Source organism: Streptococcus sp. 20925_1_22, assembly GCF_041431685.1.
GTDB lineage: Bacteria > Bacillota > Bacilli > Lactobacillales > Streptococcaceae > Streptococcus.
Map to the genome: position 1 here is coordinate 353,909 of NZ_JAPVYE010000002.1, position 14,575 is coordinate 368,483.

Consider the following 14,575-nt stretch of genomic DNA (forward strand, 5'->3'; position numbering starts at 1 on the left):
GCCTTAGCTGTCCTGTTATACTAGTAAGGTACTCAATCGCGGGGATGGCGGAATTGGCAGACGCGCAGGACTAAGGATCCTGTGACCGCTTTAGGTCGTGAGGGTTCAAGTCCCTCTCTCCGCATCAAGTAAGCTGGCTTCGGCCAGCTTTTTCATTTTGCAATAGAGATGCTTAAAAAGGCTGAGTGTCTCCCTGCAATTCTTTAAAATTTCAGGAAAAACTAGCAATTTTAGTTAAAAAGTGATAAAATAAACAATGTAAGTGGTTTAACCACAAAAAATAAGAGGAGGCCTGATAAGAATGGCAATCGTTTCAGCAGAAAAATTTGTCCAAGCAGCTCGTGACAATGGTTACGCAGTTGGTGGATTCAACACAAACAACCTTGAGTGGACTCAAGCTATCCTGCGTGCGGCAGAAGCTAAGAAAGCACCAGTGCTTATCCAAACTTCAATGGGTGCTGCTAAATACATGGGTGGTTATAAAGTTGCTCGCAACTTGATCGCTAACCTTGTAGAATCAATGGGCATCACTGTACCAGTTGCGATTCACTTGGACCATGGTCACTACGAAGATGCACTTGAGTGTATCGAAGTTGGTTACACTTCTATCATGTTTGATGGTTCACACCTTCCAGTAGAAGAAAACCTTAAATTGGCTAAGGAAGTCGTTGAAAAAGCACACGCTAAAGGTATCTCAGTAGAAGCTGAAGTTGGTACTATCGGTGGTGAAGAAGACGGTATCATCGGTAAAGGTGAATTGGCTCCAATCGAAGATGCTAAAGCAATGGTTGAAACTGGAATCGACTTCTTGGCAGCTGGTATCGGTAACATCCACGGTCCATACCCAGCAAACTGGGAAGGTCTTGATCTTGACCACTTGAAGAAATTGACAGAAGCTCTTCCAGGCTTCCCAATCGTATTGCACGGTGGTTCAGGTATTCCTGATGACCAAATCCAAGCAGCTATCAAACTTGGTGTTGCGAAAGTTAACGTTAACACTGAATGCCAAATCGCATTCGCTAACGCAACTCGTGCATTTGCTCGCGACTACGAAGCAAACGAAGCAGAATACGACAAGAAGAAACTCTTCGACCCTCGTAAATTCTTGGCTAATGGTGTAAAAGCTATCCAAGCATCAGTTGAAGAACGTATCGATGTATTCGGTTCAGAAGGTAAAGCTTAAAAAGTTTGATATATTTTTAAAAAAGTTTATCCGAAAGGATAAGCTTTTTTTGTATTATGACAATTGGACAAATAAAGAACAAATAATATTTTTCTTACAATCTAATAAAAAAATCTTGACAGAATAGATGATGAGGAGTAAAATATTAACCAGTTAATTAACTAGTTAACGAGTTAAATAAGTTGTTAAAAATTGAGTTTCTGCTATATTTTATAGAAAAAAATATTTAGATGATTTCTTTGGGGGTATATTATGAGTTAATTGTAAATTGTGATAAGTTTTAGCGAATTCTGTATAATCAAAAAAGAAAGTGATATTCAATGGAAAAAAAGAAGAAATACTTAACAGGAATTGTTGTCATTGCTACTGTGGGTCTTTTTGCTCATCAGCTAGGTTATTATCAGGCAAACAGTTCGATTAAAAAATCCAATCGAGTTAGCTATATTGATGGTAAGCAAGCTGTTCAAAAGTCTGAGGAGTTAACGCCTGACGAAGTAAGCAAAAAAGAGGGGATTAACGCGGAGCAGATTGTTATCAAAATTACTGATCAGGGTTATGTCACTTCTCATGGTGATCACTATCATTATTATAATGGGAAAGTTCCATATGATGCTATTTTCAGCGAAGATCTTTTGATGAAAGATCCCAACTATCAACTTAGGACTGAGGATATTGTCAATGAAGTCAAGGGTGGATATGTTATCAAGGTTAATGGCCAATATTATGTTTATCTGAAAGATATAGCTCGCGCGGATAATATTCGCAGTAAGGAAGAGATTAATCGTCAAAAGCAGGAACATGGTCATAATGTTACGAAAATAAGCAATGAAGTAGCAGCAGCTAGAGCTCAAGGCCGTTATACAACAGATGATGGCTATGTTTTTAATGCTTCAGACATTATTGAGGATACGGGAGATGCGTATATTGTACCTCATGGTGATCATTTTCACTATATCCCAAAGAGTGATTTGTCGCCTAGTGAGCTAGCTGCAGCTCAAGCTTACCTATCAGGTAGAGGAAAAGTAGCTAGTACTGTAGTCAGCCGTTCGTATAATAATGGAAACGGTGGCTGGATACAGACACAACCTACTTTTACTCAAATTTCAAACAACTATCAACCGAGTCAAGGAGAAGATGTTAAGGGTCTCCTTCAGCAACTTTATAATCTTCCACTTAGTCAGCGTCATGTTGAATCAGATGGCTTGATCTTTGATCCAGCACAAATTACTAGTCGAACACAAAATGGAGTAGCAGTGCCGCATGGTAATCATTATCACTTTATTCCTTATACACAAATGTCGGCATTGGAAGAAAAGCTTGCTCGGACAATTCCTCTTATAAGTCAGCCTAATAAACCTATGTTAGGATTGACACCTTATAGACCTATACCAACTCCGATACTAACTCCATCTCAACCAGCTTTAAAACCGATTCTTCCTCCAAAGTTAAATTTGGAACATGCGGATTCATTGGATAAGGATTTAATCCAGCAGGTCGTTAGGAAAATAGCTGACGGTTATGTGCTAGAGGATAAAGGAGTGTCCCGCTATCTTTTAGCTAAAGACTTGCCTAAAGAGATTATTACAGCGATTGAAAATAAATTGGCGAAGCAGAAAAGCATGTCTCATGTCCTGCAAGCTAAGAAAGAATCAGTTGAACCGAAAAATCAAGAATTTTACGATAAAGTATATGGTCTTCTGACTCAGGCTCATCAGCAATTACTAGAAAATAAGGGACGTTTGTCAGATTTTCAAGTCTTGGATGATTTAGTGAAGCGTTTGAATGATGAAACAAGTGATAAGGTGCAATTAATTGATGACTTATTAGCATTTCTTACGCCTATCAATCATCCAGAACGTCTAGGCAAAGCAAATTCACAGATTGAGTATACTGAAATCGAAGTTCGGGTAGCCCAGCTGGCTGACAAATATACGACATCTGATGGATATATCTTTGATGCGCGCGATATTATCAGCGACGAAGGAGATGCTTATGTAACCCCTCATATGGGACACAGTCACTGGATAGGAAAAGATAGTCTTTCAGCTAAAGAAAAAGCAGCTGCTCAGACCTATACTAAAGAAAAAGGTCTGCTTCCACCTGCACCAACAGATGATTCCAAAGCCAATCCAAGTGGAGAAAGTGCGGCTGCTATCTACGAACGTGTTCAAGGAGAGAAACGGATACCGCTCGTTCGTCTGCCTTACAATGTTGAGCATACTGTAGCAGTAAAAAATGGTAATCTGATTATCCCTCATAAGGATCACTACCACAACATCAAATTTGCTTGGTTCGATGATAAGACTTACCGAGCTCCTAATGGCTATACATTAGAGGATTTATTTGCAACTATCAAGTATTATGTTGAACATCCAGATGAGCGACCACAGTCTAGCGATGGATGGGGGAATGCAAGTGATCATGTTTTAGGTAAAAAAGATGACAAGGAGGATACTGTTAGCCCAGAGAAACCTCAAGAAGAAGTTGAAGAGGAAACACCAACTGAGCCAGAAATACCTCAAGTTGAAACTGCTAAAGTAGAAGCTAAGTTGCAAGAGGCGGAAGACTTACTTGAAAAGACGACGGATCCAAGTTTGAAATCCAATGCAACTGAGACCTTAACAGGATTGCGAAATAATCTTAATTTAGGGACTATGGATAATAATGGCATTATGGCAGAAGCAGAAAAACTGTTAACCTTGTTGAAATCAGCTGTTTCAACACCTGCTACTAATACAGAAACAACACCTTGATTTTTATCTGTTTTTAGATATGAATGTTTTATTGATAAATAAAAGATGAACCAACAATTTGGGAGTTAATATGAAAAAAAGAACTGCAGTATTACTAATGCTGAGTATACTAGCTCTGATGCTGGGAGCGTGTACTCAGAAAGAAGAACAGCAAGCCAAAGGTTTGAAGATTGTGACCAGTTTTTATCCGGTTTATGCCATGGTTAAAGAAGTATCTGGTGATTTGAATGATGTTCGCATGATTCAATCTAGTACAGGGATCCATTCATTTGAACCATCGGCTAATGATATAGCGGCTATCTATGATGCGGATGTTTTTGTCTATCATTCACATACCTTAGAGTCATGGGCGGGGAGCCTAGATCCAAATTTGCAAAAATCTAAGGTGAAAGTGCTGGAAGCATCCGAAGGAATGACCTTGGAGCGTGTACCGGGTTTGGAAGACGTGGAAGCTGGCGAAGGAATCGATGAAAAAACTCTCTACGATCCTCATACCTGGCTAGATCCTGAAAAAGCTGGTGAAGAAGCGCAGATTATTGCGGATAAGCTGTCTGAACTCGATAAAGAACATAAGGAAATATATCAAAAAAATGCTAAGAAATTCATTGCTAAAGCTCAAGAATTGACCAAAAAATACCAACCAATCTTTGAAAAGGCTAAGCAAAAGACTTTCGTCACTCAACATACTGCGTTCTCGTATTTAGCAAAGCGGTTTGGTTTGCAGCAGCTAGGTATTGCAGGGATTTCTCCTGAACAAGAGCCAAATGCAAGGCAGCTTACTGAAATTCAAGAATTTGTGAAAACCTATAAAGTTAAGACGATTTTTACCGAAAGCAATGCATCGTCGAAAGTGGCAGAAACGCTCGTCAAGTCAACGGGAGTCAGACTAAAAACTCTCAATCCTTTGGAAGCAGATCCTCAAAATGATAAAAACTACCTAGAGAATCTAGAAGAAAACATGAGTATCTTGGCTAAAGAATTGAAATGAGAAGGTAAAGCATAATCTAGCTGAAGACTACAAAACAGAAACCTGCCCGTAAGGGTGGGTTTTTTGGTGTGTTACAAAATATAATAATTATTTTTAAATTACCTATGTTAGTTTGGAAGTAAAAGTGGTAGTATAGTGAGGAGATAAGATTCTGTTTTTCCTGAGTTAGGTGGGAAAATGGTCTGTAACATGAATTGAATGATAGGATATTGAGAAATTATGGCAATGATAGAAGTAGAACATCTTCAAAAGAATTTTGTGAAGACAGTCAAGGAACCGGGGTTGAAGGGGGCTTTACGTTCCTTTATTCATCCCGAAAAGCAGACCTTTGAAGCGGTCAAGGATTTGACCTTTGAGGTTCCAAAAGGGCAGATTTTAGGCTTTATCGGGGCCAATGGTGCTGGGAAGTCGACAACCATCAAAATGCTGACAGGGATTTTGAAGCCGACATCTGGTTTGTGTCGGATTAACGGCAAGATTCCGCAGGATAATCGCCAAGACTATGTCAAGGATATTGGAGTGGTCTTCGGACAACGAACCCAGTTATGGTGGGATTTGGCTCTGCAAGAGACCTATACTGTCTTGAAGGAGATTTATGATGTGCCTGACTCGCTTTTCCATAAGCGCATGGACTTTTTGAATGAAGTCTTGGATTTGAAGGAATTTATCAAGGATCCCGTGCGGACTCTTTCACTTGGTCAACGGATGCGGGCGGATATTGCTGCTTCCTTACTGCACAATCCCAAGGTTCTCTTTTTAGATGAGCCGACCATTGGTCTGGATGTTTCGGTAAAGGACAACATTCGTCGCGCCATCACCCAGATCAATCAGGAGGAAGAAACAACCATTCTCTTGACCACTCACGACTTGAGTGATATTGAGCAACTTTGTGATCGGATTTTTATGATTGACAAGGGGCAGGAGATTTTTGATGGAACGGTGAGCCAGCTCAAGGAGACCTTTGGAAAGATGAAGACTCTTTCCTTTGAACTGGTACCAGGTCAAAGTCATCTCCTTTCTCACTATGAAGGCTTTTCGGATATGACCATTGATAGACAAGGAAACAGCCTTAATATTGAATTCGATAGTTCCCACTACCAGTCGGCTGATATTATCAAGCAAACCTTGTCTGATTTTGAGATTCGCGATTTGAAGATGGTGGATACGGATATTGAGGATATTATCCGTCGCTTCTACCGAAAGGAGCTCTAAGATGGTCAAATTGTGGAGACGTTATAAACCCTTTATCAATGCAGGGATTCAGGAGTTGATTACCTATCGAGTCAACTTTATTCTCTATCGGATTGGCGATGTCATGGGGGCCTTTGTCGCTTTCTATCTCTGGAAGGCAGTCTTTGATTCCTCGCAAGAGTCTTTGATTCAGGGCTTCAGTATGGCGGATATCACCCTATATATCATCATGAGTTTTGTGACTAATCTTTTGACTAGGTCTGATAGTTCTTTTATGATTGGAGAGGAGGTCAAGGATGGCTCCATTATAATGCGCTTGCTGAGACCGGTGCATTTTGCGGCTTCTTATCTCTTCACCGAGCTTGGTTCCAAGTGGTTAATTTTTATCAGCGTTGGCCTGCCATTTTTAAGTGTTATTGTGTTGATGAAAATTTTATCTGGGCAAGGGATTGTAGAAGTGCTGGGATTAACTGTCCTTTATCTCTTTAGCTTAACGCTGGCCTACCTGATTAACTTTTTCTTTAATATCTGCTTTGGATTTTCAGCCTTTGTATTTAAAAATCTATGGGGTTCTAATCTACTCAAGACTTCTATAGTGGCCTTTATGTCGGGGAGTTTGATTCCCTTGGCTTTCTTTCCTAAAATTGTTTCAAATATTCTTTCCTTTTTGCCTTTTTCATCCTTGATTTACACTCCGGTTATGATTATCGTTGGGAAATACGATGCCAGTCAGATTCATCAAGCGCTTTTGCTACAGTTTTTCTGGCTCTTAGTGATGGTGGGCTTGTCTCAGTTGATTTGGAAAAGAGTCCAGTCATTTATCACCATTCAAGGAGGTTAGTATGAAAAAATATCAGCGCATGCATCTGATTTTTATCAGACAGTACATCAAGCAAATCATGGAATACAAGGTTGATTTTGTGGTTGGTGTTTTAGGTGTCTTCCTGACCCAAGGCTTGAACCTCTTGTTTCTCAATGTCATCTTTCAACACATCCCCTCGCTAGAAGGCTGGACCTTTCAAGAGATTGCCTTTATCTATGGTTTTTCCTTGATTCCCAAGGGACTGGACCATCTCTTTTTTGACAATCTCTGGGCACTGGGGCAACGATTGGTGAGAAAGGGAGAGTTTGACAAGTATCTGACTCGTCCTATCAATCCTCTCTTTCACATCCTAGTCGAGACTTTTCAGATTGATGCCTTGGGTGAGCTCTTGGTCGGTGGAATTTTACTAGCGACAACGTTCTCTAGCATTACTTGGACTATTCCCAAGTTCTTGCTTTTCCTAGTCTGCATTCCTTTTGCGACCCTGATTTATACTTCTTTGAAAATCGCGACAGCCAGTATCGCTTTTTGGACCAAGCAGTCAGGTGCTATGATTTACATTTTCTATATGTTTAATGATTTTGCCAAGTACCCGATTTCCATTTACAATTCGCTCCTTCGTTGGTTGATTAGTTTTATCGTTCCTTTTGCTTTTACAGCCTACTATCCTGCTAGCTATTTCTTGCAGGACAAAAATGGGCTCTTTAACATTGGTGGTTTGATTCTGATTTCCCTTGTTTTCTTTTTCATTTCGCTCAAACTCTGGGATAGGGGATTGGATGCCTACGAAAGTGCGGGTTCGTAAGATGGAAAATATGTTTAGTCCTAAAGCTTAAAACATGAAAGGATTTAAAGATGGTAGCGATTGAAGAAGTGAAGGAAGAAAAACAAAAGATGATAGCAGTCAGTGAAGTTTTAAAGGATCTACCAGAATGGTTTGGAATACCTGAAAGTACACAAGCTTACATTGAAGGAGCTAGGGATTTACAAGTTTGGGTTGCTTATCAGGAGAGTAAATTGGCTGGCTTTGTAAGCTTATCTTATTCTAGTGAAGATTGTGCAGAGATTGACTGCTTAGCTGTTAAGAAATTCTATCATAGAGCGGGAATTGGTAGTCAACTTCTAGAAGTTTTAGAAAAATCTGCTCGTCAAAAAGCATCCTATCTGCAAGTAAAAACGGTAGCACCAGGTTATTATCCTACCTATGACAGAACTAACGCTTTTTATCAGGCTCAGGGCTTTAAAAAGTTAGAAATTTTTCCTGAACTTTGGGATAAAAGCAACCCTTGTTTGATTTGGGTTAAGAAATTGTGAAATTCTAACTTGACAAAAAAACTCAAGATGCTAAAATAAAGGGGAAAAGACGCCGATTTAGCTCAGTTGGTAGAGCAACGCACTCGTAACGCGTAGGTCACAGGTTCGATCCCTGCAATCGGCAGAAAGAAAACCAGCAACTTTTTCATGGGTTGCTGGTTTTGTTTATCTAATTCTTATAAAGAAGTAAGAAAAGTTAGACCGCCTAATATCACTCCTGCCGCATTGGGAATGATAAGGATCCAGTCTTTTTTAGGTTCTTTGGTCCAACCATAGATTACCCAAATTAAACAAGAAACTGCTGCGAATAGTGGTTGGAATGGTTGAGCTTTTTCTCCTTGCAAGTTAGCGATAATTTGTGGAATATATGCAATAAAGACAAGAATCCCAATAAAAGCTCCAATAGATCCGACAAAGCGATTAATTTTTTGTTTAGACATATAGTACCTCCTGAGGTACTATTATATCAGAAGGAAAAAAGTTTTCAAATTTGTTTGATCATAAAATAAGACAGATATTCAATATGTGTAAGTCGTGCTTTTATACTAAACGAATCTATTGGAGAGTCTAGGATGAGAAATCAAATTTGCTTAACATTTTTTGAGAAGGGTAAGCTACCACTTAGTTATCAAAAATAACCACTTACTGAAAATGCCTTGTTTCTTTTTTGAAAATTGTTATAATGAAGTCAGAAGCAAGGAAAGGAGTGGCTATGAAGATTAGGATTGAGCTTGATACAGATATGGCAGAAACTGAAGTCGTTATCCGAACGGCTCAATATGGTGAAGAGGTGGCTCGGATTCAAGCAGCTCTTGAACAAGCCAACCGTCAACCGATAGCTTTCTATAAGGATACAAGTGAATATTTTGTCGATTTGAAGAATATTTTATTTTTTGAAACGGATGCTACCAAAATTTATGCTCATAGCAGGGATGATGCTTATGAAGTCAAATTGAAGCTATACGAATTAGAAGAGAGACTTCCGGCATATTTCTGTCGCATTTCAAAGTCTACTATTGCCAATGCCAAGGCTATTTACGCTTTGGATAAATCATTTTCGGGAACCAGTACTATCCAATTTTATGACACACATAAACAAGTGCACGTTTCCCGACACTACTATCAAATTTTAAAAGAAAAGTTAAACGAAACGAGGTAATTTTCATGAAAAAAACAATTTTTGGAATCGGCTTTTTAGTCTTGGCAGCTTGGGTTCTGCTGCAGGGGAATTTTGGGATTCCTGCCTTCAATTTTAATATTTGGCCCATGCTAGTAGTTGCAATGTTTGCCTATTTCGCCTTGGAAAATTTCTTAGAAAGAGACTTTGGCACTGGGCTGATCATGGCAGTTATTGCGCTGATTATTGCCAATGCCGTTTACCACTTTTTAGCTATTTCAACAGGAACCTTGGTTTTGGGTGGTATTCTGGCTTGCATCGGTCTCAATATGATTTTCAAGCCCCGGCGCATTTTTAAGGGGCGTATCTTCTCAACTGCCTCTTCTTCCTCAAAAGATGATATTGCTTTTGGCAGCGGCACGCGCTATATCAACTCAGATAACTTCACCTATGAAAAGTTAGACTGTGCTTTTGGCAGTGCATCGGTTTATTTTGATAATGCGACTATCGAAGGGGACTCAGCAACTTTTGAAGTGGATCTGTCTTTTGGCAGTGTGATGCTTTATGTGCCCAGCGACTGGCGTGTAGAGCTGGATGTAGATAATGCCTTTGGCTCTGTCTACAATCCCCGCAATGTCAATGAAAAGAGAAAAACTCTCTATGTCAAAGGCAACGTAGCTTTCGGTTCTTTGAAGATTAGCTATGTTTAGGAAAACGGATTAATTTCGAAAGTTTGGACAAATGTACTTGTCAAACGTCAAGTTTTTTGGTAATATAGGAAGGTATGTGGTGCTAGCACATCCGTAATATTAGATCTAATAGGAGGAAACACGATAATGGCTAAAGTATGTTACTTTACTGGTCGTAAGACTGTATCAGGAAACAACCGCTCTCACGCGATGAACCAAACAAAACGCGCTGTTAAACCAAATCTTCAAAAAGTTACTGTTTTGATTGACGGTAAACCTAAAAAAGTTTGGGCTTCAGCTCGTGCCCTTAAATCAGGTAAAGTTGAACGCGTTTAATCTTTATTTAAAAAGGATGGAAAATTTCCGTCCTTTTTTTGCTTGGAAATTTCCGCCTAGACAGTTGATTTAGACCCTTCCTCTTTTACACCCTGTATAAAATATGGTAGAATAAACTATAAAATACTTTTGAGGTACAAATTATGACTGTGAAAATTAATACAAAAGATGGTCAAATTGAGCTGACTGATGATGTGATTGCGACAATCGTCGGAGGTGCAGCGACTGAAATTTTTGGTGTAGTTGGCATGGCCAGCAAAAACGCAATCAAGGATAATTTTCAAGCCCTTTTAGGAAAAGAAAACTATGCTAAGGGCGTGGTTGTGAAAGCGACTGATGAAGGTGATATCGCAGTTGATGTCTACACTGTGTTAAGCTATGGAGTCAAAATCAGTGAAGTTTCCAAAAACATCCAAGAGCGTGTTAAATTCAGTTTGGAAAACAAGCTCGGAATTACTGCCCATGCAGTGAATGTTTATATCCAAAATATTAAAGTCGTAGGAGAATAATCGTGGCAAATATTACTACTAGTTTATTCCAAGAAATGGTGCAAGCAGCATCTACTCGCTTAAATAAACAGGCTGAATATGTGAACTCTTTGAATGTCTTCCCAGTTCCAGACGGAGATACAGGGACCAACATGGGTATGACCATTGAAAATGGTGCTAAGGAAGTGGCGGACAAGTCTGCTTCAACAGTTGGCGAAGCGGCAGGTATCTTTGCGAAAGGCCTTTTAATGGGCGCGCGTGGTAACTCAGGAGTTATCACTTCCCAGCTTTTCCGCGGTTTTTCTCAAAGTGTGAAGGAGCATGAAGAGCTGACTGGTGAAGATCTAGCACTGGCCTTTCAGTCTGGTGTAGAAGTGGCTTACAAGGCAGTTATGAAGCCGGTTGAGGGAACAATTTTGACTGTTTCCCGCGGTGCAGCGATTGGTGCCAAGAAGAAAGCTGAAGTCACTAATGATGCTGTAGAAGTTATGAAAGCAGCTCTTGAAGGAGCTAAGGCTGCTCTGGCCAAGACACCGGATATGCTGCCGGTTCTGAAAGAAGTCGGTGTTGTGGATTCTGGCGGTCAAGGATTGGTCTTTATCTACGAAGGTTTCTTGTCTGCTCTTACAGGCGAATATATCGCTTCTGAGGACTTTGTGGCGACACCTGCGACCATGTCTGAGATGATCAATGCTGAGCATCATAAGTCTGTAGCTGGCCATGTGGCGACAGAAGACATCACTTTCGGCTATTGTACAGAAATCATGGTGGTTCTCAAGACAGGACCAACCTATGTAAAAGACTTTGATTATGATGAGTTCCGCAACTACCTTAACGATTTGGGAGATTCCCTGTTGGTAGTCAACGATGATGAAATCGTCAAAGTCCATGTCCATACTGAAGATCCAGGACTAGTCATGCAGGAAGGTCTCAAGTACGGTAGTTTGGTCAAGGTCAAGGTTGACAATATGCGCAACCAGCACGAAGCGCAGGTTGAAAAGGAAGAGCGCTCAGCTAAGCCGGCTCAAGAAAAAGAGTTTGCGATTATTGCTGTAGTGGCTGGTGATGGTCTGGCTGAAATCTTTAAGGCTCAGGGAGTTGACTACATCATCTCTGGCGGGCAAACTATGAACCCATCAACGGAAGACTTCATCAAAGCTGTGGAGCAAGTCAATGCTCGTAATATTATTATCTTGCCAAACAATAAAAACATCTTCATGGCAGCCCAATCAGCAGCAGAAGTGATTGAACAGCCAGCAGCTGTTATTGAGACTCGCACAATCCCTCAAGGCTTGACCAGTCTCCTAGCTTTTGATGGCGGCAAGACTATTGAGGAAAACCAAGAGCGTATGACTGCGGCCTTGTCAGAAGTAGTCAGCGGCAGTGTGACGACTGCGGTTCGCGATACGACGATTGATGGCTTGGAAATTCATGAAAATGACAACCTTGGTATGGTGGATGGTAAGATTGTTGTTTCTAATCCAGATATGCTGGCAACTTTGAAAGAAACGTTCAGCAAGATGCTGGATGAAGACAGTGAGATTGTCTCTATCTATATCGGTGAAGACGGCAGCGAAGAATTGGCTAGCAGTCTTGCTCAAGATTTGATGGAACAATTCGAGGATGTAGAAGTAGAAATTCATCAGGGCAGTCAGCCGGTTTATCCATATATTTTTAGTGTTGAATAGCATAAAAAGGCAATCGAAAGGTTGCCTTTTGTCATTTTATAGAAAACACTTAGACAAGAAACTGGTATTATGTTATACTGTAACAAATAAAAAGTAAAAAAGGTGAACTATGAAAAAATTTTTCATTCTTGTTATTTCTGCTTCGGTACTCTTGACGGGCTGCGTGCTTCCTAGCTTCAGCAAGCATCGTCCTAGACATTCTTCTGAATCAGCTTCTTCTAGGCGGACTAAATCTAGCTCTAGCTCTAGCAAGTCATCCAGTTCTTCTTCCGAAAGTAAAGAGATTGTCTCTAAAACCTTGGTTGGAGACATTGAAGGAATCCATCATCGTGATACAATTACCTATCATGGCAAGAAAATATTGAATCTTCGTATGGAATTGCTCACTTCCTTGCCAGAAGAAGCTAGTGCGGCATCAGCTACTTTGACTCCAGAGGAGATGACGACTATCATTCGTGAAGGAATGCAGTCTGATTCAAACTATGTAGCAGCTAAGAGTCTGGAGGGTGTCAATATTGATTATTCAGTTACAGCAGAGAAGAAATTGCAGACCTTGATTGAAATTGATTTGCAAAAGGTCAATGTCGAAGAGGTGGAAAAGAACAGTTTCTTCCAAGGTTTTGGACTGAAGGATATTAAGGATATTACACCTGAAATGTTCATTCTGAGTCTGAAGCTCAATGGTCTCAAAGAAGAGGTGCAGAGCTAAAGTTTAAAAAGCGTTGGTCATTTCATCTTACAAATTGAGTAGCTAGTTTATTGAAAAATTTTTAGATTAGGCTGCTTTAATTCCAGTTTCTATCTAAATTGCAACAGACATACAACTAGTCGGCTCCTCTCAACGAGGGGAACCGGCTTTTTTGTGTCTTCATGCAGAAGGGAGATAAACAGATTATTCCAATATTTGCTAGCTTTGTGCTCTAAAAGCAGAATAGTGACATTTGTCATGTCAGCTGGTGACAAAATCAACTAGTAGGAAAAATTTCTTTGCCTTATAATATAGTTAACAACATGATAAAAGGTTGCTGTAAGAATTAAAAAAGCATTTGGCTTTCGTTCTTCTTTCGCCTTTGGAAAAATAAAGGAAAGATGCACATACGGTTTATCAAATCAAAGGAGGAGTAAAATGGAACTGATTGAAGTAAAGAAGCTTTCAAAAAGCATTCATGGTAAGGAGATTTTAAAGGATATTTCGTTTGAAATCTCCCAAGGTGATTGTGTGGCCTTGATTGGTCCCAACGGAGCAGGTAAAACGACTCTCATGGATTGTTTGCTGGGCGATAAGTTTCTGACAGCAGGTGAAGCAAGGATTCAGGGACTAAAGCCAACTGATAATCATCTCAAGCAGTCGGTAGCGATTTTACCACAGGAAAATACAGTGGTGGAGGATTTGAAGGTCAAGGAACTCTTGGCGTTCTTCCAAGCTATTTATCCAAATAGTCTGTCCAATCAAGAAATTGATGACTTGCTGCAATTTACAGATAAGCAAAAGAATCAGTTGGCCAGTAAGCTGTCTGGTGGACAAAAACGTCTCTTCTCTTTTGTTCTGAGTCTGATTGGCCGTCCTAAGATTCTGTTCTTGGACGAACCGACTTCAGCTATGGACACTTCCACTCGTCAGCATTTCTGGGAAATTGTTAATCAGCTCAAGCAGCAGGGAGTGACCATCGTTTATTCCTCTCACTATATCGAAGAAGTCGAGCATACGGCAGATCGGATTTTGGTGCTGCACAAGGGCGAGTTGATTCGGGACACGACGCCTTATGCCATGCGCAGTGAGGAGCAGGAAAAACACTTTACCTTGCCGCTGACTTATCAGTCTGTGCTGGAAAAGCTGGATAATGTGACTGATATAGAAATCAAGCAAAAGGCTTTATCTTTTGCTACTAGAGATGCTGGTCAAGTCTGGCAAGTCCTGCAGGAACACGGCTGTACAATCGAAGAGATTGAAGTACGTAACCGTACCCTCTTGGATAGTATTTTTGAAACGACACAAGAATAGGAG

Annotated in this window: 15 protein-coding genes and 2 tRNA genes; 16 read left to right on the plus strand and 1 reads right to left on the minus strand. The window is 40.2% G+C overall.

Annotated elements, in window-relative coordinates:
- Positions 1 to 38 precede the first annotated feature (38 nt).
- From O3621_RS04235 to O3621_RS04275, 9 genes are all read left to right on the plus strand, one after another.
- A tRNA-Leu gene (locus tag O3621_RS04235) sits at positions 39 to 124 on the plus strand.
- Positions 125 to 301: 177 nt separating this feature from the next.
- Positions 302 to 1,183 carry a class II fructose-bisphosphate aldolase gene (locus O3621_RS04240; protein ID WP_002908036.1) on the plus strand — a complete coding sequence of 294 codons (882 nt, stop codon included), beginning with the start codon at positions 302 to 304 and terminating at the stop codon, positions 1,181 to 1,183.
- A 320-nt stretch (positions 1,184 to 1,503) separates the two neighbouring features.
- Positions 1,504 to 3,936: a pneumococcal-type histidine triad protein gene (locus tag O3621_RS04245; protein ID WP_314448515.1), complete on the plus strand. Its 2,433-nt coding sequence runs from the start codon at positions 1,504 to 1,506 to the stop codon at positions 3,934 to 3,936.
- A gap of 70 nt (positions 3,937 to 4,006) precedes the next feature.
- Entirely contained in the window at positions 4,007 to 4,924 is a 918-nt protein-coding gene (locus tag O3621_RS04250) for a metal ABC transporter solute-binding protein, Zn/Mn family (protein WP_101771962.1), read from the plus strand.
- Positions 4,925 to 5,143: 219 nt separating this feature from the next.
- Positions 5,144 to 6,136: an ATP-binding cassette domain-containing protein gene (locus tag O3621_RS04255; RefSeq protein ID WP_371513752.1), complete on the plus strand. Its 993-nt coding sequence runs from the start codon at positions 5,144 to 5,146 to the stop codon at positions 6,134 to 6,136.
- Between the two features lies 1 nt (position 6,137).
- Positions 6,138 to 6,956 (plus strand): ABC-2 family transporter protein, encoded by an 819-nt coding sequence (locus O3621_RS04260; RefSeq protein WP_314448507.1) that lies wholly within the window; start codon positions 6,138 to 6,140, stop codon positions 6,954 to 6,956.
- Between the two features lies 1 nt (position 6,957).
- On the plus strand, positions 6,958 to 7,743 hold the full coding sequence (locus O3621_RS04265; protein ID WP_002905302.1) for an ABC transporter permease: 786 nt from the start codon (positions 6,958 to 6,960) through the stop codon (positions 7,741 to 7,743).
- Between the two features lie 50 nt (positions 7,744 to 7,793).
- Positions 7,794 to 8,252, plus strand: a complete 459-nt coding sequence (locus O3621_RS04270) for a GNAT family N-acetyltransferase (RefSeq protein ID WP_002902392.1) — start codon at positions 7,794 to 7,796, stop codon at positions 8,250 to 8,252.
- Positions 8,253 to 8,303: 51 nt separating this feature from the next.
- A tRNA-Thr gene (locus O3621_RS04275) sits at positions 8,304 to 8,376 on the plus strand.
- Between the two features lie 52 nt (positions 8,377 to 8,428).
- On the opposite strand, the gene O3621_RS04280 is transcribed toward O3621_RS04275, so the two are convergent.
- A complete protein-coding gene (locus tag O3621_RS04280) occupies positions 8,429 to 8,692 on the minus strand; it encodes a SemiSWEET family transporter (RefSeq protein WP_002902394.1) in 264 nt (87 codons plus the stop codon).
- Positions 8,693 to 8,964: 272 nt separating this feature from the next.
- Between O3621_RS04280 and O3621_RS04285 the strand changes: the two genes are divergently transcribed.
- The 7 genes from O3621_RS04285 (at position 8,965) to O3621_RS04315 (ending at position 14,572) form a co-directional block, all read left to right on the plus strand.
- On the plus strand, positions 8,965 to 9,411 hold the full coding sequence (locus tag O3621_RS04285) for a LytTR family DNA-binding domain-containing protein (protein ID WP_023917202.1): 447 nt from the start codon (positions 8,965 to 8,967) through the stop codon (positions 9,409 to 9,411).
- Positions 9,412 to 9,416: 5 nt separating this feature from the next.
- Positions 9,417 to 10,079, plus strand: a complete 663-nt coding sequence (locus tag O3621_RS04290; RefSeq protein ID WP_002905297.1) for a hypothetical protein — start codon at positions 9,417 to 9,419, stop codon at positions 10,077 to 10,079.
- Between the two features lie 126 nt (positions 10,080 to 10,205).
- Positions 10,206 to 10,394 carry a 50S ribosomal protein L28 gene (gene rpmB, locus O3621_RS04295; RefSeq protein WP_001140948.1) on the plus strand — a complete coding sequence of 63 codons (189 nt, stop codon included), beginning with the start codon at positions 10,206 to 10,208 and terminating at the stop codon, positions 10,392 to 10,394.
- A 143-nt stretch (positions 10,395 to 10,537) separates the two neighbouring features.
- Positions 10,538 to 10,903: an Asp23/Gls24 family envelope stress response protein gene (locus O3621_RS04300; protein WP_002893676.1), complete on the plus strand. Its 366-nt coding sequence runs from the start codon at positions 10,538 to 10,540 to the stop codon at positions 10,901 to 10,903.
- Between the two features lie 2 nt (positions 10,904 to 10,905).
- A complete protein-coding gene (locus O3621_RS04305; protein WP_061592747.1) occupies positions 10,906 to 12,570 on the plus strand; it encodes a DAK2 domain-containing protein in 1,665 nt (554 codons plus the stop codon).
- 109 nt (positions 12,571 to 12,679) lie between these two features.
- Positions 12,680 to 13,279: an SP0191 family lipoprotein gene (locus tag O3621_RS04310; protein ID WP_061592746.1), complete on the plus strand. Its 600-nt coding sequence runs from the start codon at positions 12,680 to 12,682 to the stop codon at positions 13,277 to 13,279.
- Between the two features lie 417 nt (positions 13,280 to 13,696).
- Complete coding sequence (locus tag O3621_RS04315; protein ID WP_314448495.1) at positions 13,697 to 14,572, plus strand: ABC transporter ATP-binding protein; 876 nt, start codon at positions 13,697 to 13,699, stop codon at positions 14,570 to 14,572.
- The last annotated feature ends 3 nt before the right edge of the window (positions 14,573 to 14,575 follow it).